Origin of the sequence: Shimazuella soli (assembly GCF_022511585.1) — a bacterium.
GTDB lineage: Bacteria > Bacillota > Bacilli > Thermoactinomycetales > Thermoactinomycetaceae > Shimazuella > Shimazuella soli.
Map to the genome: position 1 here is coordinate 144,268 of NZ_JAKWBN010000002.1, position 25,806 is coordinate 170,073.

Genomic DNA, 25,806 nt, shown 5'->3' on the forward strand with positions numbered 1-25,806 from the left:
CTGGTCGACGCAATTAGGTTGTTGCTAGGTTAGTTGAGGAATACCGTAAATTTTTTACGTGTGGGCGACTTTCGTCCACACTTATTTGCATTGGCAATTCCCAATACTGGAGGTGTAATTATTAGCAAAGAACAGCAACAGGTCAATGAAGCGATCCGCGCTCGCGAAGTGCGACTCATAGGGGCAGATGGTGAGCAACTTGGAATTCAGCCACTCAGAGAAGCACTGCGTTTGGCGGGGGAACAAAATCTCGACCTTGTCAATGTAGCTCCACAGGCGAAACCACCGGTTTGTAGAATTATGGACTACGGTAAATACCGTTATGAGCAAAGCAAACGTGAGAAAGAAGCACGTCGAAACCAAAAAATCGTTCAATTAAAAGAAGTTCGTCTCAGTCCTTCTATTGAGGATCATGACGTTCAAACCAAGCTCAAAAACGTAGTGAAGTTTTTAGAGCAAGGCGACAAAGTGAAGTTGAGCATTCGTTTCCGCGGACGGGAAATCACGCACCAAGATCTTGGTCGTCGAGTGCTTGTACGGATGGCTGAAGAAGTCAAAGAAATCTCTGAGGTTGAAAGACATCCTAAGTTAGAAGGACGTCAAATGATTATGATCTTAACTCCAAAATCGTCAAACTGACATCGAAGGGAGTATATACGATGCCTAAAATGAAATCTAAAAAATCAGCTACCAAACGTTTTAGTAAAACAGGTACTGGTAAAGTGAAACGTAATCATGCATTTACTAGCCACTTGCTGGAAGGCAAATCTGCGAAACAAAAACGTAAATTGCGTAAAAGTGCCATCATGGCTAAAGGTGATACCAAACGCATCGAACAATTAATCGCTTATAAATAGAACGTTTAGGAGGGAATTTTAATGGCAAGAGTTAAGGGTGGTACTGTTACCCGTCGCCGTCGTAAACGCGTGCTGAAACTGGCTCGTGGATACTTCGGTTCCAAACACCGTTTATTCCGTACTGCGAAGCAGCAAGTAATGAAATCTCTTATGTATGCATATCGTGACCGTCGTCAGCGCAAACGTGATTTCCGTCGTCTTTGGATTACACGTATTAATGCAGCTGCTCGTATCAATGGTTTGTCATACAATAAATTGATGCACGGATTAAAAGTTGCTGGTGTAGATATCAACCGCAAAATGCTTGCTGAATTAGCTATTTTTGATGAAAAAGCTTTTAGTGAACTTGTGCAAGTTGCGAAAAAAGCACAATAAGCTCTCATTCTCTTTTTAAATCTCATAGATATTATCTATGAGATTTTCTTTGTCCGTTTTTAATTTTGGATTGGAAATAAAAGTAAACCATTTAGTACTAAGTACTATTTTGACAAATATTGATAACAATTTAAACATTGGATGTTCTATGTGTAGGATATAATAAATAAGTGATGACTTATAAAAAGAGAGGAATAGCCCTCTGTTTCTCTAATCCATATTCAAAGGAGTAGGGGCTGAATGCTGGTTAATTGGATCAAACTAGAGTATGAACAGTACGGGCATTTAGATGCACAAGGCAATTTGTGTTTACCCCTTGAGTATGCAGAGGACTTTGTCCGTATTTGTTTTCAACACAATATTGCACTTGTCGGCGTAGATTTTATTTTTCGGGCAGAAGATGACAACTACTATCATATAACTAGCCTTGATTGTCGAGAGATCATTTGGAGTTTTGCAGATTGGAATCATTTGGTAGATTATTGTAATCAAATTGTATGGAATGTCATTGTGCAAGAAGGCAGTAAAGAAGGAACGGAATATTTTATCCCTTATTTAATGGAAGAGTACGATTGGTTGATGCAAAAGATCACAAATGAACACGACAGTCTGGAAGATGGTTCTAGTTATGCTAGTGGTAATTTTTGAGAGAGCAGGCGCAAGAAAAGCCCTGCTTTTTTTTATGCAAATATGATAGTATATAATCTAATTTAGTAGATAAAAGTTTTATCTTTTCTACAAAGCCTTCAGAGGCTTGCCATATTGGTAAGTTTTTTTATTATTTTATAGAGTAGGTGAGCTATAGTGAGAAGTGACAAAATTAAAAAAGGTGTAGACCGAGCACCCCATAGAAGTTTACTTAGGGCTGCTGGTGTGAAAGAGGAAGATTTCGGGAAACCATTTATCGGAATTTGCAATTCATTTGTAGAAATTGTACCTGGTCATATGCATTTAAATAAATTTGCTGAAGTAGTAAAAGATGCCGTTCGTGCAGCTGGCGGGGTACCATTTGAATTTAATACCATTGGTGTGGATGATGGTATCGCAATGGGACACATCGGTATGCGTTATTCTCTTCCCAGTAGAGAAGTCATCGCCGATGCAGTGGAAACAGTAGCTCTTGCACACTGGTTTGATGGTCTTATCTGTATCCCGAATTGTGACAAAATTACGCCAGGGATGCTGATGGGAGCAATGCGGGTTAATATTCCTACCATTTTTATCAGTGGCGGACCGATGAAAGCTGGGATGACACCATCAGGGAAATCAATCGACTTGGTATCTGTGTTTGAAGGGGTAGGAGCTCACCAAGCCGGAAAAATAGATGATAAAGAGCTATACGAATTAGAACAATTTGCATGTCCAAGCTGTGGTTCTTGTTCAGGGATGTTTACCGCTAATTCGATGAACTGCTTAGCAGAAGCGCTGGGTGTAGCTTTGCCGGGCAATGGTAGTATTTTGGCAGATACACCAGAAAGAAAGGTGTTGGCACAAAAAGCTGCTGCTCAGATCATAAAGCTGATCGAAGCAGATTTGAAACCAAGCGATATTGTGACACAAGAATCCATCGATAACGCATTTGCACTCGATATGGCAATGGGTGGTTCTACCAATACGGTTTTACATACATTGGCTATCGCTCATGAAATCGGAGTGGAGTACCCGCTGACGAGAATCAATGAAATCGCAGCAAAAGTGCCAAATCTATGTAAAGTGAGTCCTGCTGGCAAGTGGCATATGGAAGATATAGATCGTGCTGGAGGAATTCATGCGATCTTAAATGAGTTATCCAAAAAAGAAGGCATTTTAAACCTTGATTGTAAAACGGTCACTTTAAAGACATTAGGGGAAAATATTCAAGAGCATAAAATTTTAGATGAAGAAGTCATCCATCCAATTACAAATGCTTATAGTGAGACAGGCGGATTGTGTGTTTTATTTGGAAACATTGCCCCAGATGGTGCAGTAATCAAAACGGGTGCGGTCGATCCTTCGATCAAAACATTTAGTGGACCAGCTGTTATCTTTGAATCCCAAGATGAAGCGATCGCCGGTATCTCCTTTGGAAAAGTGAAGTCTGGAGATGTTGTCGTCATCCGCTCTGAAGGACCAAAAGGCGGTCCAGGAATGCCAGAAATGCTTTCTCCTACTTCTGCGATCATGGGTCGAGGATTAGGAAAAGAGGTTGCATTGATTACTGATGGCAGATTTTCCGGTGCGACTCGCGGGATAAGTATCGGACACGTTTCTCCAGAAGCCGCGGACGGCGGACCGATCGCTTTTGTGGAACAAGGAGACATCATTCACATCGACTTGATCAACCGGACAATAGAGTTAGAAGTATCCGATGATGAGCTAGCAAGACGGAGAGAGAACTGGACACCTCCAAAAATTGAGGTTGGCGGACGTTTCTTGCGACGTTATGCGAGTCTTGTTACCTCCGCAAATACGGGAGCAGTTTTGAGGGATAATTAGTAGAAAGACCACTTCTGAATTTTTTTAGAAGTGGTCTTTCTTATGAGTATAAAAATTTTAAATGTGTTTTTATTACGTAGAAAATCAAAGTTTGAACTATATTGATTTATATTTGATTTTCTATTTTGTTAGTTAAAAATATTAGGATGAATTTTGAGTTGACAGGAAATTCGGGTATCTATATGATGATAATAGTACAACCCCTCTCACGAGAAAGGTCGACAATGGCCATCAACATGACCAAGGGAAAGACCGTCAATCTCAGCAAGCCGGTTGGTGTACCCGACGGACTCATCAAGCTCCACCTCGATTGGGAGGTCGGGCGTGATGAGAACGACAACCCGGTGGACGTTGACGTCGACCTCGGGCTGCTCTACGAGCTGAAGGACGGCACCAAGGGTGTCGTCCAGGCTCTGGGCAACAGCTTCGGTCGGCTCGACGGGCCTCCGTGGTTCAAGCTCAACGGTGATGACCAAACCGGTGCAACTTCCGGGGAGATCATCAGTGCTTTCTACAGCCACGCGGAGGAGGATGTCGAGCGTGCGGGAGTCTTCGCCTACGTCTACAGGGGTGCTCACTCGCTGAAGGCGGCGAAGAATGCCCGCACCACCATCTATGTGCCTGGTCTGGAGGAGCGTGTGATCTGGCACGGCGAACACAATACCAGGTACTGCGCGATCGCCCTCCTCACCAACACGGGGACTGGCTTCGACGTTCGGATGGACGTGAAGCCGATCAGCGGCGGCATCATCCGCAGCGGCCACCGGAAGATCGACCGACACTGGGGCTGGGGCATGAACTGGACCCCCGGTCGTAAGTGATCCTTAGGGATCGCTTGTGAGATCGTTCTCCCTGTGGTGGATACACTACAGGGAGAACCCGCTTTGTAAGGAATTTTTTATTTTAAATAAATGGATCGCCTGTTAAAAATGAACTGCACTCCTATTGTTAATTTAACTTAACAACTGGAGTGCAGTTTTTCAATGATTAAATATTCGTTGAAGTCAAGACTGATTACTAGTCATTCTTAGAAGATATGTAATTCTCTAATAACTGAAGAAATGTACAAGGTGAATATCTCATGCTAAAAAGCTAGATGCCTTTTATTTCAGAATTCCTTCCCATTTATGTGACGATTGAAACGGACCAATCGGTATTTGTATCAAACTCTTATAGCTGTTTTGATCAAAAGAATACAAGAAGTCAATCATCTTTGTATCAAATCCTAGTAATGGATGAGCGCCGAATCCTATACTAGCTGCGGAAAGTGCCAATCGTTGTACGAGTATCCCAGTTTGCATTTGCTGTGTGCGATACCCTCTTACCCCCAATGCTTCTTTATGGTAGATGGGCTTGCCGAAAATATGTAAACAGATCGGAACTTGAAAGATATTAATATGAGGTTCGAGTGTAGATTGCTGTAAATAAGTTCGGAAGTCTCCTCTTCGCAGGAGGCTTAAGGCATTTTTTTCTGAATCATATACATAAAGCCCATTTGGGATATCTTCAATGTGATGAAAGTATCCTGCTATTATTCGTTCGTTTGGATCAGCTATTTCGCTTAGATCATTAACATAATCCATTTGTTCCGTTGCTGTTTGAAGAATGGTAGTGAGCTGCTTTTTCGTTACGGGTTTTAAAGTGAAGTTCATTCCAGGAGAAGTTCTTCTTTTACAAATGGTATAGAAGGATGGTATGGATTCTCGATTAGGAGATAGTGGAATGGTTTCGTCTGTTTTTGGGAGATCACTTTTTTTAGGTGAGATCCAAGTGAAATCCTGTGTCGTGTTTTGCAAGGATTGCGTATGTATTTTATCAATTAAAGGGTAAGGATGGATTTTTTTTGATTTCAGCCGGTAATCGTGATGGATTGTTGGTAATTGTCTGCACAATGTTTCGCTTGTTAATACATCCTTGTATTTTTGTTGGAATTGTACTTTCTGTTTATCTGCAGACAGAGTTATGATGGCATAAACACTTTCTTGCACTGTAGTGAGCCCTAGCAAATGATTAGCTGCTTTATCAAGAAATTGATAGTAAACCGTTTTTTGATAAGGGACTTGTTTGGTACATTCTAATAATTGTCCAATCACAACACCGCTGTCTAATCCTTGCAGACGGTAAGCGAAGTTATGGTATTTAAAAAAGTTTTTCCAAAAAAGAGTCGATAAAAATACAGTGGCGAAACAGTTTGTGATTGTACCTCGTTTGCCTAATAAATCGGTGATAAACGCTGCAAAATCTCCTTCTCGTAATAGGACTAAGGCATGTTGAGCAACATCGTAGTGATAAACTCCTTTTGGTATATCTTTGATTTGTAGATAAAGGTATATTTCATTTGGATAAAGGGCTCCACCAGAAGGGACAAATTTTCTACATACAGTAGAATACTGGTGCTTGCTATTTGCCTTGTCTATTGGAATAGCAGAATGGACAACTTTTGTCATTCCATAGACATACCACAATAAATGACCAATGTCTTGTATGTTAGGAGTCTGGGTAGTTGGATTAAAATTTTCTGGTATCTCACGAGATAATCGAATGAATGGTTTTTGCTGATACTGTTTATAAGGTAGTGGAGCATCATTCCAATCCACTTCCCAGTCCACCGGTTTTAACTTCTCTGGATGATCATGAAGATAAGAGAAAAAAGTATCGCTGTCCATGTTTTCCTCCTCTTTTATGGGAATGGATGAGGATGAGGATTAAGCTGCTCCATTGTCAGCGTGTTTTTCGTATAGCCAAGTTTCTTTGGGATTTCAAGTACCCTCGGCAATCCTGTAAGCCGAGTTAAGTGATGGCCAAATGTCATAGGAAGCATACCTGGAATAATCACTTTCACACAGTGTAAATTTTGTTTTCGTAATTCGCTTGTAGTTTGATTGACAACGAATATGTGTCTATGTTGTTGTCTAAGAATCTGGATGACATGCTCAAGATCCTCTTTCAGATCGGTTTTAGACACGGGCGGACATTGTATGTCTCGAAATGTCTGCACATTTTCCTTTTGTTGGAGTAAAAAATCAAGCCGGTGTTCTGTCTCGGGTATGCTGTACAACATGGAATGATCCGGCATTTCTTTGACCAGATGCGGTTTATCGATCATGTTTACATACTTTTTCCGCTGCTTTTCCGCCTTAGCATCTAATGTTAGCATCATTCCAGCGAGTTCATGGAGGGCATTTTTCGTCGCTTTTACAGGATCAAAGTGTGTCCCTGCTGCACAGATCAAATGAAATCCTCTGTTCTTTTTGTTTCTAGCAATCGCCCAAATACTGGGGATTTCATGTTCCATTGTCGCGTTAAACAGATGTATTTCATAACCTGCTATTTCATGGATACGATGGAGCATCAAATCTAATTCTGTGTCCCCAGAAGAAAAAGGATCAATTCGAGGCAATGGCAATCTAGCATACCATGTCAGCAAAAAAGCATCACGTTCTAAAATTTCCATGATCCCATGGAAGATGGCTTCTTCTAGACTTCCTCCTAATGCACATCCATTGGAAGTTTCATAGACAAATCCTTTGCCCCCTCCAAGGCTGTAGTAGGCCAGAAGTTCTGGGACGAGGATTGGTTTTTGTTCTGTGATACAGTAACTCCACACCCAATTCATTTTTTTCTCAGGATCAAATGCTTGGAAAGGGAAATCAGGTAGCGAGTATTGTTCTTTGGAATGTGTGCCTACTGTTTGCGGATCAAGGGCAACCTTTTGTAAATGGGAGTAATGATCATGAACAATCGTACGGCTTCCTCTCGGTGCAATGCCACAGGAACGTTCTAGCCCTTCAAATATCGCTGTAATTTCACTATCGCCGAAGCGGTGTGTTCTGCCGGCTGTTGCTTCTTGGCCAATAGTAAGAGGCAGATATACACTTGCGGAAGCAAAGGGTGATAAGGGATCGTGAACATTGCCCATCAATACACCTGTTCGATTTCCATAATAGGTTTGTTTTAAAGTATCTCTCCATAAAATTAGTGATGTAACCCGAAAACTATCTTCTGCTACCTTAGGATTGGATTGCAAATGAATCTCTGCTCTACTAGGGGTATCATCTGGAAGGGTATTACAAATGGTACAAAGTGGGTCAGCAATTATGGTATGTGTGCTTGTTTGCAAGGTATGTAAGTTTACAATTATTACCGTATCCTGCAAATTTGATTGCTGTTCAAAGATTTGGGAAACTTCTTGTACGAGAAGGTGTTTCAAGTGATGAATAGAGAAGGTAGAAATTTTAGGATCAGCTAATGCAGAAGGCTGTAGCGATAATTGATGATACAGTTGCCACATTTCTTTGCGGTCTTTTCCGCTCATTAGCAATCGACGATCCGCGCAATGAAAACATACTCCCTTAGAATGAACGAACGGACCAATAATACCTTCCCCAAACTGGATAAAACAGCGTAACCATGGGATAGAAGTAGAAGAGACGATCTGCTGAACTTCTCGATGAAGACGAGCATTCCAATTGTCACTTAGTACAAGCAGTAAATCTGCATTTCTCCACGTTTTGTCTTGCCAAGTTGATCCCAGCGGGTGGATGGTATAATTCATTTCAAGTGCTTCAGCAGTTGCCGTTGCTAAATGTCCATCTCCTATAATTCCTATAGTCGGTTTTGTCATGATATATCCTCCCTGATTGTCACCGCAACAACAGAGAGGTTTTGGGAAATGATATCTTCTAGTTTTATATCAAATACTTGCAGATATTTATTTTGTAATTTCAAATGACGAGTAATAATTTCTAGCGAATTTTCCGTTGATTCCAATGGGATATGCTGGAGAAGAAGATGATCAATAGATTTATTTTGTATGATGTGTAAAGCTTTGTGCAATGCAGCTTGCAATGCCATCTCTGTATGCAGTCCCACACTGCCAAACCAAGAATCATTGGCTTCTACCCAGCCAATAGGAAAACCATAGTTGTGATCCTCTATGTAGAGGGTTGGTTTTGTGCCTAATAGGCTGATGCATTCTACAAAATATTTGCTTTGCTCTCCCTCCATTTGCATTGTTTGCGGATCAGTAGGTATATTTTTTAAGCCAGCTTCCAAGTACTTGAGGAAAGCACGGCAAATTGCTTCTTGACGAGTTGCCCCGGCACCAATTGCTGCTTTTTCTTTTAGATCGTGTGCGATTTCTGGAAACAAACGAGAAGCATATGCTTCCAAGCCGCGTAATCCTGCTTCATGACGTGCTTCTAGATGTGTTAATGCTGAACAAATAATGGAAATGGTCTTCTCTTGTTCTAGTGGATCAGCTATTTTTACAAGACATTGCGATAAAGGTAATTGCAACAAATTTTCTGGTCCGAAAGATCGAAATATCCCTGTTGCTTCAGAGGTGATATGAGTAAAGACACTTTGTACATTTATGATTGGAGAAGGAGACAACCATTCAGTTGAAGCTAATGGTTTTATTGTTTTATTGGCCTTATGAAGGAGTGGATGGGAAAAAAAAGAATGCCATTTTCCTTCTAAGGTCTGCATATCAAGCAAGAAAACTTGTCGTTTTTCTACTGGCATTACTCCATTGACTAGTTGAAACCAGCGGAATGCCAAGAGGTTCGCAAGGATAGATATTGCGGTAGGATTGATTTCTTTGTTGCTGTGGTCTGTCGTTTTTGCTAGTCTTCGCCATGCGGATTCCCAATCTATTATCGGTCCTACCATTCCTGTATTTTGATAGGTGACAGCAGGGATAAAATGTTTGTTTTCTTGCTTGCAAAGTGTTGCTAGATTTATTATTTGTTCTGTATCTGTTTCTTTTCCTGCAAATAGAACAGAGCCGTAGGGCTGAATCATTTTTGACCAAGGTTGTATCTCACTTGGAGTAATATCAGTGATATTTACCGAAGAGTCTGTTTCTAGATAGTTAATACGTTCGAGATTTGTGTTCGATTTATCAGTAAGAAAAAGAGCAATCTTTTGGAGTCCAGATTCTATAAGAGAAGATATCAGCGAAGTAAGAAAGGAACCATGCCCAATAACTAGTAGATTTTCATGGCGGTATTTTTCAAAGTGATAAGCACCAGAGCCAACATGATGATCTAAATAGTCAATTTGTGATTGGTAGCGTTTTATTATCTTTTCACTTAGGCTGTGAGGTTTATCTTTGCTAACATCTCGAACAAATCCTTCTTGCAACAATAGGTTTGAAAATTCATAAATTCTTTGCTGGTGAGTATCAGGTAAGCCTTTCGTAATTGCATGCATGGTATGGGTACCATCAAACATAGGGATTAGCTTTTCCATCCACTGGTATACATTGGAGCCTTGCATTCGGAAGGAATGTCTGTGGTTGCGAAAATAGATACCGCCTTCAAAATCAGGAACATAATAGGTGTCTTGATTTGCTTTTAATCGTGCAGTTGGAAGCATCATTGATTTATCCTCACCCCTAAAGGCAACTGTTCTTATACTTTATGTAGGTATATTTGTCTACTTGCACCATGAAAATAGCCCTGTTGTACAGGGCGTTGAATTTGTTGATAATTTTTTTAGAAAAATGGAAAAAATGGATCGAATAGAAAAAGAGGTGAACAACCTCCACAACCACCACAACCTCCGCACCCACCACAACCGAAGCAACCACCACAACGACGGAAACCACCACAACCTCCGCAGCGGAATCCACAGCGTTGAGCTAATTCTAAATCTTCGTGCTGCCCATATTGCTCAAATTGCTCCATATACTCATGCCATGGTGTCACTTCGCTTTTGCTGTATTCATCAACACTTAATTCTTGAAGTTCTTTTTGAAATTCGCTCATTTTTTAACCTCCAACAAGCATGTTTTCGGGAGGTAAGCCGTGATAATAGCCCTCCTCGACAAGATATATGTATGATGAAAAAGGAAATCGGTTACAAAGCAAAAGTGTTAATTTTGATCTTTTTATGGTATATTTATGTAAGCTGGTTAATATTTTCATCAATCCCATTTACATGAGAAGTATCATAAAGATAATTTCACTATCAACAAGTAATCAGATAAAAATTTATAGAATTATCATGATAGCGCTATCATTTTTGTAATATAAAATATCCGGATAATGGGTTGACAATCGAAAAGTGTGATCGATATAATAGCACCTAAATAATAAAAAAATAACTGTATTTCTCAAAACTTAAAAACAAATTGAATGGAATTCATAAAACAATGACGAGGATATGAGTGATTTACCAATACGCGTCACAGAGATTTTGGGATATTGCTGAGACCCAAAACCGTAAGTATTTTGCTTCTCACCTCTGAGTTACATGCCGAAAGAGTAAAAGCTTACTCAAGTAGATCATGATCGGTTGTCGCCGTTATCGACCGAGTACAAATATGTACTTGATGAGACTGTATGCTGTGAAGCATCAGTGAACTTGGGTGGTACCACGAACTGTTCGTCCCAATTGGTGATTTTTCACTTGGGATCGTACGGTTTTTTTTATTTGGAAAAAAGGAGGAATTACTTTGGCTCCCCAATTAGAATCAAAGACAAATTCTATTGGCTTGGATGAAAAAAAGTACACAGGATCTGAAATTTTGCTTCGTTCTCTCGTAGAAGAAGGAGTAGACATGATTTTTGGTTATCCTGGGGGTGCAGTCCTTCCTATTTATGATTCGCTGTACGATGGTCATGTTCGTCATATGTTGGCAAGACATGAACAAGGTGCAATCCATGCAGCAGATGGCTATGCGAGAGCCACAGGTAAACCAGGTGTAGTAATGGCTACTTCAGGTCCAGGTGCTACAAACTTGGTAACAGGGATCGCTACAGCGATGATGGATTCGATTCCTCTGGTTTGTATTACCGGGAATGTGCCACTTAGTCTATTGGGAACAGATGCATTTCAAGAAGCCGACATTACAGGTATTACGATGCCGATTACGAAGCATAACTATCTCGTCAGAAGTGTAGATGAGATTCCGATAATCGTAAAAGAAGCTTTTACCATTGCTGCAACAGGAAGACCAGGACCCGTTCTAATTGATATTCCAAAAGATGTATCTCAAGCTGTCAGCACCTTTTCTTATCCAGAAAAAGTGGAAATTAGAGGGTTGCATGCTCCGGAGAAACCAAGTCAAATTCAAATCTCCCGCCTTCACCAAGTAATTCAACAAGCCCAGCGTCCTGTGATCTTAGCTGGTGGTGGAGTAGTTCGAGCAAATGCACAATCAGAACTGATTGAATTTGCTGAAAAATCCAACATACCTGTAACTACAACGTTAATGGGACTAGGTGGATTTCCCAGCAGAAACCCGCTTTGGCTAGGGATGCCAGGAATGCATGGGACTTATGCCGCCAACCATGCATTGCTAGAATGCGATCTGTTGATTGGAATCGGAGCCCGGTTTGACGACCGTGTAACGATGGGCAGAATTGATAAATTTGCAACAGGTGCAAAAATTATTCATATCGACATTGATCCAGCAGAAATTGATAAAAACGTACACACTTATGTACCAATTGTCGGAGATGTCAAAGAGGTACTAGCTGCTGCGAACAATGGGTTACCTTCTGCTGACTCGAGTAACTGGTTAAGCCTCTGTGATTCTCGGAAAAAGGAATATCCATTGCAATATAACGATTCAGATGAAAATGGTCTAAAACCCCAATGGGTAATTGAACATTTAGATGAAACAACAGACGGAAAGGCCATTGTAGCAACAGATGTTGGGCAACATCAAATGTGGGTAGCTCAGTACTATCAATTTTCAGAACCCCGCTCGTTGCTTTCCTCTGGAGGGCTTGGAACGATGGGCTTTGGTTTTCCCGCTGCTATCGGAGCACAACTAGCATATCCAGATCGTACGGTTATCGCTGTGACAGGTGATGGTGGTTTTCAAATGACTGCCCAAGAATTGGCTGTTATTGCATTGGAAAACATCCCAGTAAAAGTAGTGATCATCAACAATCAATGTTTGGGTATGGTACGGCAGTGGCAAGAAGTATTCTACAAAGAGCGTTACAGTGAAGTAGACTTGTCTGGAAGCCCTGATTTTGTAAAACTAGCAGATGCTTATGGTGTGAAAGCTTGGCGTGCGAGGAACAAAGAAGAAGCGATGCAAGCTTGGAAAGAAGCACTCTCACATCCAGGACCAGCAGTACTCGATTTCTGGGTAAATCCAAACGAAAATGTATATCCAATGGTTGCTCCAGGAACAGGATTAGATGAGATGATGATGGGAGATGAAGAGCAATGAGGCATATTTTCTCCGTATTAGTAAATAATCGCCCACGTGTCTTAGCTCGTGTCTCCAGTCTTTTGGGACAACGTAACTTTAACATTGAAAGTATTAGTGTAGGGAAATCAGAAGAGAAAGATTTATCTCGGATGATCATCGTCACCGGCGGTGATGAGCGAACCCTCAATCAATTGTCCAAACAACTGTCCAAGTTGATTGATGTAATTGAGGTAAAAACCATCACAGAAACAACAAGTGTAGAGCGTGAATTGATGCTCATTCGAGTAGCAGCTGGACCAAATGTGCGAATGGAAATCCAAGGGATTATTGATCCGTTCCGGGCAAATGTAGTAGATGTGGGACATGATTCTCTCATGTTACAAGCTACAGGGGATCGGGCGAAACTAGACACTTTGACAGAGCTGCTTCGACCATATCATATTTTGGAAATTGCCCGTACTGGTGTAATTGCACTCAGTCGGGAAATAGATAAAATTTCACTTACTACCGTTATTTAAAGACCAAGTTGGAAAATTCACTAAAATCATGTTCCAAATCCGCTCAATATGCATGTTTTCCGCGTCTGTTGTAAAGAACACAAAGGACGCTTCAGCCAAGCATATTTCGCTGGGAGTATCAGTATCTATTTTTGCTTGAGTAGTTTAAATAATTTAAAAATTTGGGGGAATAAAACATGAGTAAAATGTATTACGAAGGCGATGCAAATCTACATCTTTTCAGTGGCAAAACAGTAGCAGTAGTTGGATATGGCAGCCAGGGACATGCACAAGCACAAAACTTGCGCGATAGTGGTGTAAAGGTTGTAATCGGGCTGCGCCCAGGAAAGTCTTGGGAGCAAGCGGAAAACGACGGATTCCAAGTTCTTTCAGTAGATGAAGCAGCAAAACAAGCAGACGTAATCCAAATCTTGCTGCCAGACGAGCATCAAAAAAAGGTATACGAAACTCAAATCAAAGACAATTTGGAAGCTGGAAATGTATTGATGTTCTCTCATGGATTTAACATTCATTTCGGACAAATCGTAGCTCCAAAAGATGTGGATGTTATCCTAGTTGCTCCAAAATCACCTGGACATTTGGTCCGCCGTGTATATCAAGAAGGATTTGGAGTACCATCTTTGATCGCTGTTCACCAAGATGCGAGTGGAACTGCAAAAGATGTAGCACTTGCTTACTGTAAAGGAATTGGAAGTACCCGTGCAGGTGTTATCGAAACGACATTCAAAGAAGAGACAGAAACAGACCTATTTGGAGAGCAAGCTGTACTTTGTGGCGGAGTGTCCGAACTCGTGAAAAATGGATTTGAAACACTAGTCAATGCAGGTTATCAGCCAGAAATCGCATATTTTGAGTGTTTGCATGAGCTGAAGTTGATTGTCGACCTCATGTATGAAAAAGGTCTGAGCGGAATGCGTTATTCCATCAGTGATACTGCTGAATATGGAGATTATGTAAGTGGAAAACGTGTAGTAGGTGCTCCTTCCCGCCAAGCGATGGAACAAGTTTTAAAAGAAATCCAAGATGGAACTTTCGCTAACAATTGGATTGCGGAAAACCAAAATGGCCGTCCAGAATTCAACAAAATCGCAGCTAGTGAAAAAGAGCATGCTATCGAGCAAGTAGGAAGCAAATTACGCCAAATGATGGTTTGGGTAAACAAAGAGCCAATTGGTTCCAATAACTAATAAATAAGAAGAAAAGGAGGAGCAACGAAAAATGCGGACGATTCAGATTTTTGATACCACTTTGCGTGATGGAGAGCAGTCACCTGGTGTTACGCTAACTAAGGGAGAGAAGGTGGAGATCGCCCTCCAACTCGAGCGACTTGGTGTAAATCTTATCGAAGCAGGATTCGCTGCTTCTTCACCTGGAGACCGGCAAGCTATCACAGCAGTTGGGAAAGCAGTAAAAAATGCAACTGTTTTAAGTCTGGCGCGTTGTGTAGAAAGGGATATCGATCATTCCTGGGAAGTTTTGCGAGAAGCAAATTCTCCTGCAATTCATTTGTTCATCGCTACTTCCCCCATACACCGCGAGTTTAAGCTAAAGATGAGCAAAGAGCAGGTGATGGAGCAAGCTCTAGCTGCTATTCGTCACGCAAAACGATATTTTTCCATGATCGAGTTTTCCTTTGAAGATGGAGGCAGAACAGAGATCGACTTTTTGACGCAAATGACAAGAGCAGTGGTCGAAGCTGGTGCGAATATTGTAAATATCCCAGATACTGTCGGTTATCTGGCTCCGATCGAGTATGGAAACATTTTTCGTACGATAAAAGAACGAGTTCCTGAGACAGAAAGTGTCATTTTAAGTGCACACTGTCATGATGATTTAGGGATGGCTGTCGCCAATAGTTTAGGTGCGATTGAAGGTGGGGCTGGACAAATCGAAGGAACCATCAATGGTATTGGAGAACGTGCAGGGAATGCAGCAATCGAAGAAGTAGTGATGGCCTTAAAGACGAGAGCATCCCATTATCAAGCACAGACCACCATCAATCACCAAGAAATCAGTCGTACAAGTCGTTTGGTGAGCAAATTGACAGGTATGGTGGTTCCAGGGAATAAAGCGATTGTTGGCGCAAATGCTTTCGCTCATGAATCGGGAATTCATCAGGATGGGATGTTAAAACACCCTGAAACCTATGAGATCATGACACCAGAAACTGTTGGTTTGGAAGAGAGCCGTTTGGTATTGGGCAAGCATTCAGGTCGACATGCATTTAAAGATAAATTAATTCAATTGGGTTATCCTCAAGATGAACAGCAAATCAATCATTTGTTTGAACGGTTTAAAAACCTAGCTGATCGCAAAAAAGAAGTCTTAGATGAAGATATCATCGCGTTAATAGAAGAGAAAATTGGAGAGAGATCAGAATATTTCCGTCTGCTTTCTTTCCATATATCTTATGGTAGTCATGCAGTACCAACTGCTACTTTGCGGATAGAAGAAGCATCTGGTGAAGTCAAAGAAGAGGCAGCTTGTGGAAATGGTTCGGTCGATGCCATTTTCAAAACGGTAGATCGAATTACGAATGAAGAAGTGGAACTAGCTGATTATCGGATTCATTCGGTCACACACGGCAAAGATGCACAAGGAGAAGTATCTGTACAACTCAAACAAGGGAATCTTACCGTTCGAGGCCGTGGTGTGAGTACGGATATTTTGGAAGCAAGTGCTAGGGCTTATCTTGATGCAGTAAATCGCATAGTTGCAAGAAAAACGGATCGAGAACCAGAGGGTGTATTGAAAACTGCTGCTACTCTGTCAAAAGGGGTGTAAGGTTTGGCAACAAAAAAAGATATAGTAGTGATACCAGGTGATGGAGTAGGTACAGAAGTAATGACAGCAGCACTTGCTGTATTGGATATTGTACAAAAAAAGTATAACTATGAATTTACCTACCATGAGGCTCTTGCTGGTGGAATTGCTACCGATACAGTAGGGGTTCCTTTGCCAGAGGAAACACTGGAAAAAGCAAAAAGAGCAGATGCGATTTTGTTCGGAGCAGTAGGCGGGCCAAAATGGGATAATCATCCCCCGCATCTACGACCTGAACAAGCATTACTTGGACTGCGCAAAGAATTAGGACTTTACTCCAATTTACGGCCGATTGTTCTCTTCCCAGGATTAGAAGAGAGTTCTACTTTAAAAGCAGAAGTCATCCAAGGTGTTGATTTTGTTGTCGTCCGCGAGTTGACTGGTGGTATATACTTTGGGGACAAACAGCGGGCTAAAGACAGTGAGGGAAAAGAATATGCTTCTGATCTTCTGCTCTATCATGAGCATGAAATTGAGAGAATCGTACGTCTTGCCTTCCAAATGGCTCAAAATCGCAAAAAACAGCTCACTTCTGTAGATAAAGCGAATGTACTTGAAAGCTCACGATTATGGAGAACGGTAGTAGATCGAGTGAAGACAGATTATCCAGATGTAAATGTGGAGCATATGCTGGTAGATAACTGTGCAATGCAACTTGTACGCCGTCCAGCTTCCTTTGATGTCATTGTAACAGAGAATATGTTTGGAGACATTTTGAGCGATGAAGCAGCAATCCTTACTGGATCGATCGGGATGTTACCTTCTGCCAGCTTAGGAGAAGGATCACTCGGATTTTACGAACCTGTTCATGGCTCAGCACCAGATATCGCCGGTCTTGGTGTCGCTAACCCGACAGCAATGATTCTATCGATGGCAATGATGCTTCGCTACTCTTTTCAAGATGAGCGAGCTGCTGCTGATGTAGAGAAAGCAGTAGAGCAAGTCCTACATATGGGTTATCGTACACAGGATACAAAATCCGAGCAGGATAAAACGTTGACGACGATGCAGTTTGCAGAAAAAGTAGCTAGTTTGTTATAGCATTGCGAGCGAGAAAACCCACGGTTTAAATCGTGGGATGAAAGCGAGCGCTGGACGAATGGAGGAAATTTCCACCAGTCCAATCTTTGAAAAACAACTTTACAAACAAGTATTCGCATGGTAATATATGTATAGTCGCAGTATACGAAAACCAAGTTGTTCGCGGCAAAGAAAAAATCAACATACATAAACCGTGGGGCACACGGGGTTAGCTTGGTAATGAAATAGTCTTGAGGCTATCGTCCCAAGAATCCAACGGTTTTAGCCGTACGGAGTTGTCAAATCGGGCCAGCATACAAGGATTATGTTTAAAAAATAAATAAAGAGACCTAATCGAAATGATTAGGTCTCTATATATGATAATGTTAATACATCAAAATCAGCTATAATTTTTAGTGGTTGCAATCTGGCTCGTTACAATAACGCATTCAAAGCACCTCCTTTGCAGAAAGGAAATGATTTTCTATTATTATATCAAAACAAGAAACTATAAAAAAGAATAATAAGAAAATTTGTTATTGGAATATTCCCCTTCTTGAAAAAGCTGCTGGTATTTTAAAAAGTACAGAAACAGGAGAATTCCATTCTGTTTTGAGCTCATTTCTTGGTAATTAATTTTATAAGGTGGATTATGGGGAAAAAAGTGCTTCTACTTTTGTGATATAATTTATCTAAGATAGTTGATATTAGCCTTGAAATGGCTTTTGTCTCAATAGGATAAAACTATGTATTCATAATGTAGAATACCTGAAAAGGTGGGATGCGCTGTGGATAATAAAAATAACTTGATATCTCAATTTAAAAAACTTCCGACTGAACGCAAAGCCATGATCGCGGAGACAGCTGTCGTAATTGTGGGATGGTTGGCGAAGAAGGCTATTCATTATTACCAGCATCGAAAGAAGAAAAAGGAAAGCATCTAAGCTTTCCTTTTTTGTTGAGGTATATGGAATAAATATAAATAAGTAAGTAAGAAGTGATGAATGACAGAAATATTTTCCCTCTTTTATTACTTTTGTGTATTTACGAAATTCCATTTTTAAAATATAGTAATAGTGCAGGACAAACCACTACTTCTCTCACTTTCCGGTGAGGGAAAGGACTGATATGACCTACAGGGACATCCAGCTCAACGTCCTGATCGACCGCGAGAACAGGCTCCGGAAGAAGCTCGGGATCGCGGACATGTCCATCATCCCGGACATGTCCACTTACCCGGAGGACGTTCGCGCCCAGTTCGCGGAGATCGAGCGGGAGCTGGCGGTGCTCGCCGGCGAGAAGCCCGGTGTCGTCGTCTGACGAACCTGATCAGTCACCCGGAGTGGAGCAACGTGTGCTCTGCTCCGGGAACAGCATATGATAGTAGGTATATAGAAGAAAGCTACTATTTCAATAGAGATGGTAGCTTTTTAAATGCGTCTAACATGGGGTCATTCTCTATAGTGAAGCAACAGATAGTAGTTTTTGTTTGCTCACGGCAATGGTGTCCATTGTGAAGTGGAATCGGAAGGAAACCATCGGCAAAACTTCGGCCTAAGAAAAACGAACTTCAAAAGAAGGCTACCATTCCCAAGACGAATTTTCATATCAAAACCCAGAGCTGGAAAGGAATAATAGAGGACAACTGCAAAAGATTTGGCAGTTGTTTTTTATATGTATAAATGTTTACAAATCAACATGATAGTCCTATACTTTGATTGTAAGTAATTCCAACTTCTCTTATCGTTTAGATGAGAGAAAGGACTGATATGCTGTACACCGAAGACCGCCAGTTCAAGGTACTCGACAGCCTGATCGGCCGTGAGTTGGAGCTGCGCGAGCGGTTCAACGTTCACACTCCCAAGATCCCGGACGACAAGCGCCACCTGTTCACGGAGATCACGGAAGGGCTGGAGGTGCTCACCGGCGAGAAGGCTGGTGTCGTCGTCTGAACTTGATCAGTCACCCGGAGTGGAGCAACACGTGTGCTCCGCTCCGGGAACCGCATTTAATAGGAAAACATATAGATGAAGCTACTATTTCAATAGAGATGGTAGCTTTTTGTTGTTTTACAGCTGATCTTTTTCTAGCAATTTCACTTTGATAAATGTAGGGTAATTTTACTTTTCCATAGTAGTCTTCTCCATGGAAAACTTCAGAAAAACGGCGTATCCCATTTTTTTGACCTTTGTAACTACTATGGTCTACTTGAGGCATCAAAGTCCCCATCAATGATGAGTTTGGAGTCTTTACCAATTCGTTATACGGACAATTTGATTAAATCTACATTTAGAAAATCAAATGAGAATGATTTATCATTAAATTTTGCTAATTTGACATTTTTATATTTACAAAATAGAAAAACTGCAATATAATCAAATCAGACATAAGCTTCCCAAACACGAAACTCGAAGGGAAACCCAACACCATGACCACGACCGCGCAGACGGAGGAGACCAAGATGTTCGAGCCGACCGCCGGCACCGCCGCCGACCCGACCGACACGAAGTTCGAGCCGACCGCCGGCACCGCCGCCGACCCGACCGACACGAAGTTCGAGCCGACCGCCGGCACCACCGCCGACCCGACCGACACGAAGTTCGAGCCGACCGCCGGCACCGCCGCCGACACGACGACCGCCGCGGCCACCATCTCCGGCTGACGCCGGCGTGGGCATGGGGCCGGCGGGGTGATGCGGACTAACCGTATCAACCCGCCGCCCCACCCGGGGACGGAGTACATGAGAAATCATGGACTCCGCCCCGGACCCTGTATAAAATGGTTGATCACATAGATAGAAAAGCTGCCATACTCCAATGAGATGGCAGCTTTTGTTTTACATCTGATCTGCTTTTCTAGCAATTTTACTTCGATAAATATAGGGCAGTTCTACTTCTCCATAGTAGTCTTCGCCACGAAAAACTTCAGAAAGACGGCGCATCCCATTTTTTAGACCTTCGTAACTGCTATGGTCTACTTGGGTATCAAAGTCCCCATCGATGATGAGTTTGGAATCTTCGCCAATCCGTTGTACCGCCAGTTTCATCAAATCCACATCTAAGTTTTGCGCTTCGATGATATAGACGATTGCCCGAAGTCCAGTTGTATCAAAGCCGCGAATATCACTAAATGGCAAGAGTAACAGCTTTGGTGGTTCTTTTTCTTTGCCTTTTAGCAATTCTTCGACGATCATTTTATCTCCAAATTTGCTGCATAACATCGAACCAATCGCAGAGTCCATAATCTTCTCATCTCTTGTTCCCGGGTAAAAGCCTAGTTTGGCACTGTTTCGGGAAGCCATCGGGTTTACAAAACAGATTAAACGGTCGTACTTGCCTTTTTCGATTTCCCGCATGGCATAACTTAAAGCAATTAATGATTTCCCTGAACCTGCTTTTCCTTTGATCATGGTGATAGTGTTAGAACGTAAACTATCTAGTGCACAGCGTTGATAGGCATCTTTTGGTGAAAATTTGCCAAAATAGGTAGTATCAAACCCTCTTGGACGCACATAGACATGTGTATCCCCTGTCCACTTTAATAGATCTGCATAGTTTTCCCCATCTTTAATCACCAAGTATTGATTAGTCAGAAGTCCGAAATGATTCTGGTCCAGATTGTGGCATAATGCAGCATATCTTTCATCTTCTACATCACATTCTAAGTAACCCTCATATCGTTCTTCTTGTGATACGACTTCTAACAAGGGAATTTTAAAACCTCTTGCTTTTTGTTTTAGGAGCAAATCATATGTGATCAAGCCATACTGATTGTCGATACAACATTGCAATATTTTATTATCAGCATAATGAGCATCGAAGTCACTTCCAAGCTCAACGTTATAATCTTTTACATCGAATACAATGTCAGCTTGATGATATTCCAAATATCGAGTAGCAGCACGTGCTTGGAAGGCAAGTGCTTGATTCTGCGATAGTTTGTGTTTTTCTAACTCTCGTAAAACCATAGAAGGAATGACAATATGCTCATGATCGAGTTTTTCCATACTGTTTAATAATACATTGGTATCGACTACATATCTCATGGAGGCGGATATCCCCCGTTCTTAGATTATTATTTTCAGTTTCTCCCATTTTACAAAAAACGAAGTATGCATTTTTTGGTAGATAAAAATTTTAATCTACTTTATCTAGTGCACTGAGTTTCTAGGAATCAGGCAAGAAATTGATAGAAAGAAACAGTGGAGGTAGGTAGTTGATAACGTTTAATATCTTCTATTTTATGACAAAAGAGAGAGTTGGAACCAGTTCTTTTATCTAAATTTTAGAGAAAAAGAGGAATCCATCGATTCCTCTCTTCTTATTGTTTTACTGCTACTGGTGTTGGTTTGGATTTGCTGTTGGAAAAGGGCTGCTTAAGAGCTTCTTTTTGTCCGTTTTCCCACAACTCTTCTATTTTGGCTAATTCTTCAGCAGTGAATGGTGTTTTTTCACTTGCTTCTGCAAACTCCTTTAAATTTGCTTCACTCGTAATGTTTGGTAATACCGATTTTATGGCAGAACTAGCAAGAGAATAGAGAATAGCAGCTTGTCCGATTGTGCGGTCTGTTTCTTTGTAAAGAAAGCTCCAATCGCGAACTGCTTGTACACCTGCTTGCATCCATTTTACAGGTCTATGGTTACGATGGTCTGATTTGTCAAAGTGTTTGTCTGGATCATAAGAACCATCGAGCAGTCCAGAAGCATGTGGAACACGTGCAATCAAAGAAGTGCCAGCTTCTTCCGCTGCCTTGATCAAGTCTCTTGCAGGGTCTTGCTCGATTAAGTTATTGATGATTTGAGCCATATCCATTTTTTGTTTCAAAATGGTAGCAAGACCTTCTTCTCTCCAGCCGATATCTGGACCAAGCGCAACTCCGTAACTTCTAATTTTTCCTTCTTCTTTCAAGCGTTCCAGCGTTTCCATCACTTCATCACTGATGATAGCTTCCATGCGGGCATTGTGCAGTTGGTATACATCAATAGTCTCGATATTTAAGCGTTTAAGACTAGCTTCACATGATTTGCGAATGGATTCTTTGTCCCAGTATTGAGGTAGTTCGCTATGTCCACCATGACGATCTCCCCGCTTTGCATATATGTCATATCCAAATTTAGTGGCGATGACGACTTGATCAAGTAATCCTTCTAGTGCTTCTGCAAGCAAAGTTTCTCCTTTACCTTGTCCGTATACATCAGCTGTATCAAAAAAAGTTATTCCATAATCTTCATAAGCTGATCTTAGTAATTTTTTTGCTAATGTCTCGTCTTTCACTCCCCACCAAGGTGTAGCGACAGACCAGACCCCAAAACCAACTTCTGAAACTTTTTTATCTACGTTTTTCATTGAACGATATTTCATCAAATATCCTCCCTGTTCTAACAAGATCAAGTATGTAATCTAGCATTTCCTTATCAAATTCATTGTATCACATTGCATAGCCTAACACTTTATCATGACCAATAACAAGATGAACTACTCCAATTATTTTCCTACATATTAGAAGGTGAAATTTTTCACTATCCCTGATATTATTTTCTTTGTACATTCAAATAAACTTGATATACACAAACAATAGAGGTGAAGTCGGTGGCGAATAAGAAAAAATCCCGAGACATGCAAGGTTTAGTGGTAGGTACCATTCTCGTATTAGTACTAGCACTTGGAGTTTATGGGGTAATCAATCAATTTACTGGAAGCAAACAAGAGGCTGCGGACAAAGTGTATCCGATTGATTATAAAGGACAACCTTTCATAGGGAAAGAAAATGCGCCTGTAAAAATTATGGAATTTGGTGATTTTAAATGTCCTGTCTGTAAACAGTTTCATGATACTATTTTCCCTCGTTTGAAAAAAGATTTTGTAGATACAGGAAAAGTTTCTTTCTACTTTACCAATACACAAGTAATTGGTCCGGATTCCTTAACAGCAGGAGAAGCAGGAGAAGCAGTATTTAAACAAAATCCACAAGCTTTTTGGAAATATTATGATGCAATTTACAAGCAGCAAGGAAATGAAAATGTAAAGTGGGCAACTCCTGCTTTTCTTGTTGATTTGATTAAAAAGAATATTACAGAAGTAGATGCCAACAAAGTTTCCGAAGATCTAACAAAGAAAACATTTGAAAAAGAAACACTAGCGGATAATACAAAATATAACAATACCGGAATCAATGGTGTACCATTAATTATGGTAAATGGAAAACAGATTCAAAATGGTTTATCATACAGCGAAATTAAAGCAGCGATTGAGAAAGAGTTGCAAGCCAAATGAGATCATTAGCGGATCGTTTTGGCCTGTATTTCGCTTGGTTAGTATCGATTGTAGCTATGGGTGGAAGCCTTTATTTTAGTGAAGTCTTAGGCTTAGTTCCCTGTGTTCTATGCTGGTATCAACGCATTCTCATGTATCCTTTAGTGATTCTTCTGGGGATTGCCACATATCGACAAGATAAAAAAATATCTACCTATGTGCTACCTTTATCTTTAATTGGATTGGTTATTTCGGCATATCATATTCTTATTCAAACTTTCCCAAACCTAGCTTCAGAAGCATCTTGTCAAGCTGGTGTTCCTTGTACTGTAGATTCTCTTCATCTATTTGGTTTTATTACCATTCCAATGTTGGCAGGCACAGCTTTCCTGTTGATCAGTATTAGTTTTTTGCTTATGCGCAGATCATAAAATAGGTCGAGAAAGTGTGTGTATGTCCATTGCGAATCTTCCTTTTGAACATAAGGTATGGATATAGAGAAAGTGTTACAAAAGGAGGATAACGACATGAGTGGATGTGGAGGTTTTGGGTTTTTAGGAACTGGTATCGGAGTTCTTATCGCTATCATTGTCATCATTGTCGTACTAGCGCTCATTTTTGGCTGGTTTAGCTGGGGCTTTGGTGGCTTGGGTGGCTTTGGGCCTGGCTTTGGTGGTTTTGGATGTTTTTAAATCCTCCTTTGGAGGGTTTTTTTGTTTTAAAAATATTTTGACCAACCAAATTTTTTGTAGCATAATGATTGGATATGAAGTAACAATAATCCTCATTGGTTTTAAATACATTAAATTTTTATCTCATCTTTGCGCCGAGAATACCCTCATCTTCCACAAGTGGAGGATGAATCGGTGAGTCAGACGAGGGAGGGATTTATCCCTCTCGCAAGTCTGACAACTCTTTGAAATAGTTCTTCAACAATCTTTCGATGATCTTGCTTGCATCTGTATTCTCTTTTACTGCTTGCATTTTCAATTGTTGAATAAGCTCACTATCTAAAGTAGTAGTAAATTTTTTTCTATCGCCCACTTAATCATCTCCTTGTTTTAATACGTGTTTACGTATATGATATAAGATAAGGAGGTGAAAAGCAAATGCATAAGGCATTCAAGTTCCGTTTGTATCCAAACCAAAAGCAAGCCATACTCATTAACAAATCCATTGGTTGTAGTCGATTCACATTTAATCACTTTCTAGCTAAGTGGAATGAACAGTATGAACAGACAGGAAAAGGATTGACTTACAATACTTGTGCTTCTCTTCTGACTCAGTTGAAAAAAGAATTAGAATGGCTGAAAGAAGTGGACTCCACCTCTCTTCAAAACTCACTAAAAAACCTAGCTGATGCCTTCTCTCGCTGTTTCAAAAAGCAAAATGACAAGCCACGATTTAAAAGTTGCAAAAATCACATTCAATCCTACACCAGTCAATGTGTAAATCAAAACATCGAAGTAGAAGGCAATCGAATCAAGCTCCCTAAGATTGGTTGGATGAAATTTGCCAAGTCTCGTGAAGTAGAAGGGCGTATTCTCTCAGCTACAATTCGTCGCAATCCCTCTGGAAAATACTTTGTTTCTGTTCTTTGTGAAAGAAGTACCTGTCCCTACGTTCCAGTAAACAAAGAAAAAGCGGTCGGGATCGACTTAGGCTTAAAAGATTTCGCTATTTTTTCTAACGGTGAGAAAGAAAACGCACCCAAGTACTTCCGAAAGTATGAAAAACAATTAGCTAAAGCACAGAGAATCATGAGCAGACGCACCAAAGGTGGGGCAAATTGGCATAAAGCACGAATCAAAGTCGCTCGAATTCACGAGAAGATAACGAATGCTCGTCATGACTTCTTACATAAGCTGTCAACCAAGCTGATTCACGAAAACCAAGTCATCAGCACGGAAGACTTGCAGGTGAAGAACATGGTCAAGAATCACAATTTGGCTAAATCCATTACCGATGCATCATGGTCAGAGTTCGTTTCCATGCTTGAATACAAATCTAAATGGTATGGAAGAACCCTTGTAAGAGTTGGAAAGAATTTCCCATCTAGTCAGCGTTGTTCTTGCTGTGGATACAAAAACAAAGAAGTGAAAGAACTCAAATTAAGAGAATGGACATGCCCAGAATGCAATGAACACCATGATCGAGATATCAATGCTGCCATTAACATTTTGCAAGAAGGTTTAAGATTAATCGCCGTAGGGACTATGGTTTGAGCTTGGTCAATTTTCCTAGGGTGCTAGGAATTACCCAAGAATCCCACATCTCTAAGCGTTAGCGTAGGTGGAGGGAGTGTTCA

Annotated in this window: 27 protein-coding genes and 1 other annotated feature (1 of these 28 only partly in view); of the genes, 19 read left to right on the forward strand and 8 right to left on the reverse strand. The window is 40.9% G+C overall.

The window, feature by feature from the left end:
• Nucleotides 1-93, forward strand: a sequence feature (ribosomal protein L20 leader region); it begins 29 nt to the left of the window's first position.
• Between the two features lie 24 nt (nt 94-117).
• The 6 genes from infC to MK805_RS05685 all read left to right on the forward strand — a co-directional run bounded on the left by infC (nt 118) and on the right by MK805_RS05685 (nt 4,528).
• Nucleotides 118-639, forward strand: coding sequence for a translation initiation factor IF-3 (gene infC, locus MK805_RS05660; protein ID WP_240875140.1), 522 nt, complete (start codon nt 118-120; stop codon nt 637-639).
• A gap of 20 nt (nt 640-659) precedes the next feature.
• A complete protein-coding gene (gene rpmI, locus MK805_RS05665) occupies nt 660-857 on the forward strand; it encodes a 50S ribosomal protein L35 (protein WP_028777459.1) in 198 nt (65 codons plus the stop codon).
• A 21-nt stretch (nt 858-878) separates the two neighbouring features.
• Nucleotides 879-1,232: a 50S ribosomal protein L20 gene (gene rplT, locus MK805_RS05670; protein WP_240874611.1), complete on the forward strand. Its 354-nt coding sequence runs from the start codon at nt 879-881 to the stop codon at nt 1,230-1,232.
• A gap of 240 nt (nt 1,233-1,472) precedes the next feature.
• On the forward strand, nt 1,473-1,880 hold the full coding sequence (locus tag MK805_RS05675; RefSeq protein ID WP_240874613.1) for a hypothetical protein: 408 nt from the start codon (nt 1,473-1,475) through the stop codon (nt 1,878-1,880).
• Nucleotides 1,881-2,036: 156 nt separating this feature from the next.
• Complete coding sequence (ilvD, locus tag MK805_RS05680) at nt 2,037-3,707, forward strand: dihydroxy-acid dehydratase (protein WP_240874615.1); 1,671 nt, start codon at nt 2,037-2,039, stop codon at nt 3,705-3,707.
• Between the two features lie 224 nt (nt 3,708-3,931).
• Nucleotides 3,932-4,528, forward strand: a complete 597-nt coding sequence (locus MK805_RS05685; RefSeq protein WP_240874617.1) for a hypothetical protein — start codon at nt 3,932-3,934, stop codon at nt 4,526-4,528.
• A gap of 282 nt (nt 4,529-4,810) precedes the next feature.
• On the opposite strand, the gene MK805_RS05690 is transcribed toward MK805_RS05685, so the two are convergent.
• The 4 genes from MK805_RS05690 to MK805_RS05705 form a co-directional block, all read right to left on the reverse strand.
• Entirely contained in the window at nt 4,811-6,373 is a 1,563-nt protein-coding gene (locus MK805_RS05690; protein ID WP_240874620.1) for a SagB family peptide dehydrogenase, read from the reverse strand.
• Nucleotides 6,374-6,387: 14 nt separating this feature from the next.
• Nucleotides 6,388-8,331, reverse strand: a complete 1,944-nt coding sequence (locus tag MK805_RS05695) for a TOMM precursor leader peptide-binding protein (RefSeq protein WP_240874622.1) — start codon at nt 8,329-8,331, stop codon at nt 6,388-6,390.
• Nucleotides 8,328-10,091 carry a hypothetical protein gene (locus MK805_RS05700; RefSeq protein ID WP_240874624.1) on the reverse strand — a complete coding sequence of 588 codons (1,764 nt, stop codon included), beginning with the start codon at nt 10,089-10,091 and terminating at the stop codon, nt 8,328-8,330. Before MK805_RS05700 ends, MK805_RS05695 begins: the two co-directional genes overlap by 4 nt.
• Nucleotides 10,092-10,207: 116 nt before the next feature.
• Nucleotides 10,208-10,480: a heterocycloanthracin/sonorensin family bacteriocin gene (locus tag MK805_RS05705; RefSeq protein WP_240874629.1), complete on the reverse strand. Its 273-nt coding sequence runs from the start codon at nt 10,478-10,480 to the stop codon at nt 10,208-10,210.
• A gap of 689 nt (nt 10,481-11,169) precedes the next feature.
• On the opposite strand from MK805_RS05705, the gene ilvB reads away from it, so the two are divergent.
• The 8 genes from ilvB (at nt 11,170) to MK805_RS05745 (ending at nt 19,198) form a co-directional block, all read left to right on the forward strand.
• A complete protein-coding gene (gene ilvB, locus MK805_RS05710; protein ID WP_240874631.1) occupies nt 11,170-12,903 on the forward strand; it encodes a biosynthetic-type acetolactate synthase large subunit in 1,734 nt (577 codons plus the stop codon).
• Nucleotides 12,900-13,403 carry an acetolactate synthase small subunit gene (gene ilvN, locus MK805_RS05715; protein ID WP_240874632.1) on the forward strand — a complete coding sequence of 168 codons (504 nt, stop codon included), beginning with the start codon at nt 12,900-12,902 and terminating at the stop codon, nt 13,401-13,403. The genes ilvB and ilvN overlap by 4 nt, the downstream gene beginning before the upstream one ends.
• 176 nt (nt 13,404-13,579) lie before the next feature.
• Nucleotides 13,580-14,590: a ketol-acid reductoisomerase gene (gene ilvC, locus MK805_RS05720; protein WP_240874633.1), complete on the forward strand. Its 1,011-nt coding sequence runs from the start codon at nt 13,580-13,582 to the stop codon at nt 14,588-14,590.
• A gap of 31 nt (nt 14,591-14,621) precedes the next feature.
• Nucleotides 14,622-16,187: a 2-isopropylmalate synthase gene (locus MK805_RS05725; protein ID WP_240874634.1), complete on the forward strand. Its 1,566-nt coding sequence runs from the start codon at nt 14,622-14,624 to the stop codon at nt 16,185-16,187.
• 3 nt (nt 16,188-16,190) lie between these two features.
• Complete coding sequence (gene leuB / locus MK805_RS05730; RefSeq protein ID WP_240874635.1) at nt 16,191-17,267, forward strand: 3-isopropylmalate dehydrogenase; 1,077 nt, start codon at nt 16,191-16,193, stop codon at nt 17,265-17,267.
• Between the two features lie 767 nt (nt 17,268-18,034).
• On the forward strand, nt 18,035-18,190 hold the full coding sequence (locus MK805_RS05735) for a hypothetical protein (protein WP_240874636.1): 156 nt from the start codon (nt 18,035-18,037) through the stop codon (nt 18,188-18,190).
• A gap of 184 nt (nt 18,191-18,374) precedes the next feature.
• Nucleotides 18,375-18,566 carry a hypothetical protein gene (locus MK805_RS05740; protein ID WP_240874637.1) on the forward strand — a complete coding sequence of 64 codons (192 nt, stop codon included), beginning with the start codon at nt 18,375-18,377 and terminating at the stop codon, nt 18,564-18,566.
• A gap of 449 nt (nt 18,567-19,015) precedes the next feature.
• Complete coding sequence (locus MK805_RS05745; RefSeq protein ID WP_240874638.1) at nt 19,016-19,198, forward strand: hypothetical protein; 183 nt, start codon at nt 19,016-19,018, stop codon at nt 19,196-19,198.
• A 10-nt stretch (nt 19,199-19,208) separates the two neighbouring features.
• Here the strand turns inward: MK805_RS05745 and MK805_RS05750 are convergent, their stop codons facing one another.
• Nucleotides 19,209-19,463, reverse strand: a complete 255-nt coding sequence (locus MK805_RS05750) for a hypothetical protein (protein WP_240874639.1) — start codon at nt 19,461-19,463, stop codon at nt 19,209-19,211.
• 211 nt (nt 19,464-19,674) lie between these two features.
• Between MK805_RS05750 and MK805_RS05755 the strand changes: the two genes are divergently transcribed.
• Complete coding sequence (locus tag MK805_RS05755) at nt 19,675-19,908, forward strand: hypothetical protein (RefSeq protein ID WP_240874640.1); 234 nt, start codon at nt 19,675-19,677, stop codon at nt 19,906-19,908.
• Nucleotides 19,909-20,082: 174 nt separating this feature from the next.
• On the opposite strand, the gene MK805_RS05760 is transcribed toward MK805_RS05755, so the two are convergent.
• Nucleotides 20,083-21,291: a PhoH family protein gene (locus MK805_RS05760; RefSeq protein WP_240874641.1), complete on the reverse strand. Its 1,209-nt coding sequence runs from the start codon at nt 21,289-21,291 to the stop codon at nt 20,083-20,085.
• Nucleotides 21,292-21,566: 275 nt separating this feature from the next.
• Nucleotides 21,567-22,607, reverse strand: a complete 1,041-nt coding sequence (locus MK805_RS05765) for an aldo/keto reductase (protein ID WP_240874642.1) — start codon at nt 22,605-22,607, stop codon at nt 21,567-21,569.
• A 228-nt stretch (nt 22,608-22,835) separates the two neighbouring features.
• On the opposite strand from MK805_RS05765, the gene MK805_RS05770 reads away from it, so the two are divergent.
• The 3 genes from MK805_RS05770 (at nt 22,836) to MK805_RS05780 (ending at nt 24,190) form a co-directional block, all read left to right on the forward strand.
• Entirely contained in the window at nt 22,836-23,519 is a 684-nt protein-coding gene (locus tag MK805_RS05770; RefSeq protein WP_240874643.1) for a thioredoxin domain-containing protein, read from the forward strand.
• Nucleotides 23,516-23,929 (forward strand): disulfide oxidoreductase, encoded by a 414-nt coding sequence (locus MK805_RS05775; RefSeq protein WP_240874644.1) that lies wholly within the window; start codon nt 23,516-23,518, stop codon nt 23,927-23,929. The genes MK805_RS05770 and MK805_RS05775 overlap by 4 nt, the downstream gene beginning before the upstream one ends.
• A 96-nt stretch (nt 23,930-24,025) precedes the next feature.
• Nucleotides 24,026-24,190, forward strand: coding sequence for a sporulation protein YjcZ (locus MK805_RS05780; RefSeq protein WP_240874645.1), 165 nt, complete (start codon nt 24,026-24,028; stop codon nt 24,188-24,190).
• Nucleotides 24,191-24,386: 196 nt separating this feature from the next.
• Here MK805_RS05780 and MK805_RS05785 read toward each other — a convergent pair whose 3' ends face one another.
• A complete protein-coding gene (locus MK805_RS05785) occupies nt 24,387-24,542 on the reverse strand; it encodes a DUF6364 family protein (protein WP_240874646.1) in 156 nt (51 codons plus the stop codon).
• Nucleotides 24,543-24,607: 65 nt separating this feature from the next.
• On the opposite strand from MK805_RS05785, the gene tnpB reads away from it, so the two are divergent.
• Entirely contained in the window at nt 24,608-25,723 is a 1,116-nt protein-coding gene (gene tnpB / locus MK805_RS05790) for an IS200/IS605 family element RNA-guided endonuclease TnpB (protein ID WP_240874647.1), read from the forward strand.
• Nucleotides 25,724-25,806 lie beyond the last annotated feature (83 nt).

Coding starts and splice junctions, on each gene's coding strand:
- rpmI (WP_028777459.1), top strand. CDS start 660: ATGCCTAAAATGAAATCTAAAAAATCAGCTACCAAACGTTTTAGTAAA.
- rplT (WP_240874611.1), top strand. CDS start 879: ATGGCAAGAGTTAAGGGTGGTACTGTTACCCGTCGCCGTCGTAAACGC.
- MK805_RS05675 (WP_240874613.1), top strand. CDS start 1,473: ATGCTGGTTAATTGGATCAAACTAGAGTATGAACAGTACGGGCATTTA.
- MK805_RS05685 (WP_240874617.1), top strand. CDS start 3,932: ATGGCCATCAACATGACCAAGGGAAAGACCGTCAATCTCAGCAAGCCG.
- MK805_RS05690 (WP_240874620.1), bottom strand. CDS start 6,373: ATGGACAGCGATACTTTTTTCTCTTATCTTCATGATCATCCAGAGAAG.
- MK805_RS05695 (WP_240874622.1), bottom strand. CDS start 8,331: ATGACAAAACCGACTATAGGAATTATAGGAGATGGACATTTAGCAACG.
- MK805_RS05700 (WP_240874624.1), bottom strand. CDS start 10,091: ATGATGCTTCCAACTGCACGATTAAAAGCAAATCAAGACACCTATTAT.
- MK805_RS05705 (WP_240874629.1), bottom strand. CDS start 10,480: ATGAGCGAATTTCAAAAAGAACTTCAAGAATTAAGTGTTGATGAATAC.
- ilvN (WP_240874632.1), top strand. CDS start 12,900: ATGAGGCATATTTTCTCCGTATTAGTAAATAATCGCCCACGTGTCTTA.
- ilvC (WP_240874633.1), top strand. CDS start 13,580: ATGAGTAAAATGTATTACGAAGGCGATGCAAATCTACATCTTTTCAGT.
- MK805_RS05725 (WP_240874634.1), top strand. CDS start 14,622: ATGCGGACGATTCAGATTTTTGATACCACTTTGCGTGATGGAGAGCAG.
- MK805_RS05740 (WP_240874637.1), top strand. CDS start 18,375: ATGACCTACAGGGACATCCAGCTCAACGTCCTGATCGACCGCGAGAAC.
- MK805_RS05745 (WP_240874638.1), top strand. CDS start 19,016: ATGCTGTACACCGAAGACCGCCAGTTCAAGGTACTCGACAGCCTGATC.
- MK805_RS05750 (WP_240874639.1), bottom strand. CDS start 19,463: ATGCCTCAAGTAGACCATAGTAGTTACAAAGGTCAAAAAAATGGGATA.
- MK805_RS05755 (WP_240874640.1), top strand. CDS start 19,675: ATGACCACGACCGCGCAGACGGAGGAGACCAAGATGTTCGAGCCGACC.
- MK805_RS05760 (WP_240874641.1), bottom strand. CDS start 21,291: ATGAGATATGTAGTCGATACCAATGTATTATTAAACAGTATGGAAAAA.
- MK805_RS05765 (WP_240874642.1), bottom strand. CDS start 22,607: ATGAAATATCGTTCAATGAAAAACGTAGATAAAAAAGTTTCAGAAGTT.
- MK805_RS05775 (WP_240874644.1), top strand. CDS start 23,516: ATGAGATCATTAGCGGATCGTTTTGGCCTGTATTTCGCTTGGTTAGTA.
- MK805_RS05780 (WP_240874645.1), top strand. CDS start 24,026: ATGAGTGGATGTGGAGGTTTTGGGTTTTTAGGAACTGGTATCGGAGTT.
- tnpB (WP_240874647.1), top strand. CDS start 24,608: ATGCATAAGGCATTCAAGTTCCGTTTGTATCCAAACCAAAAGCAAGCC.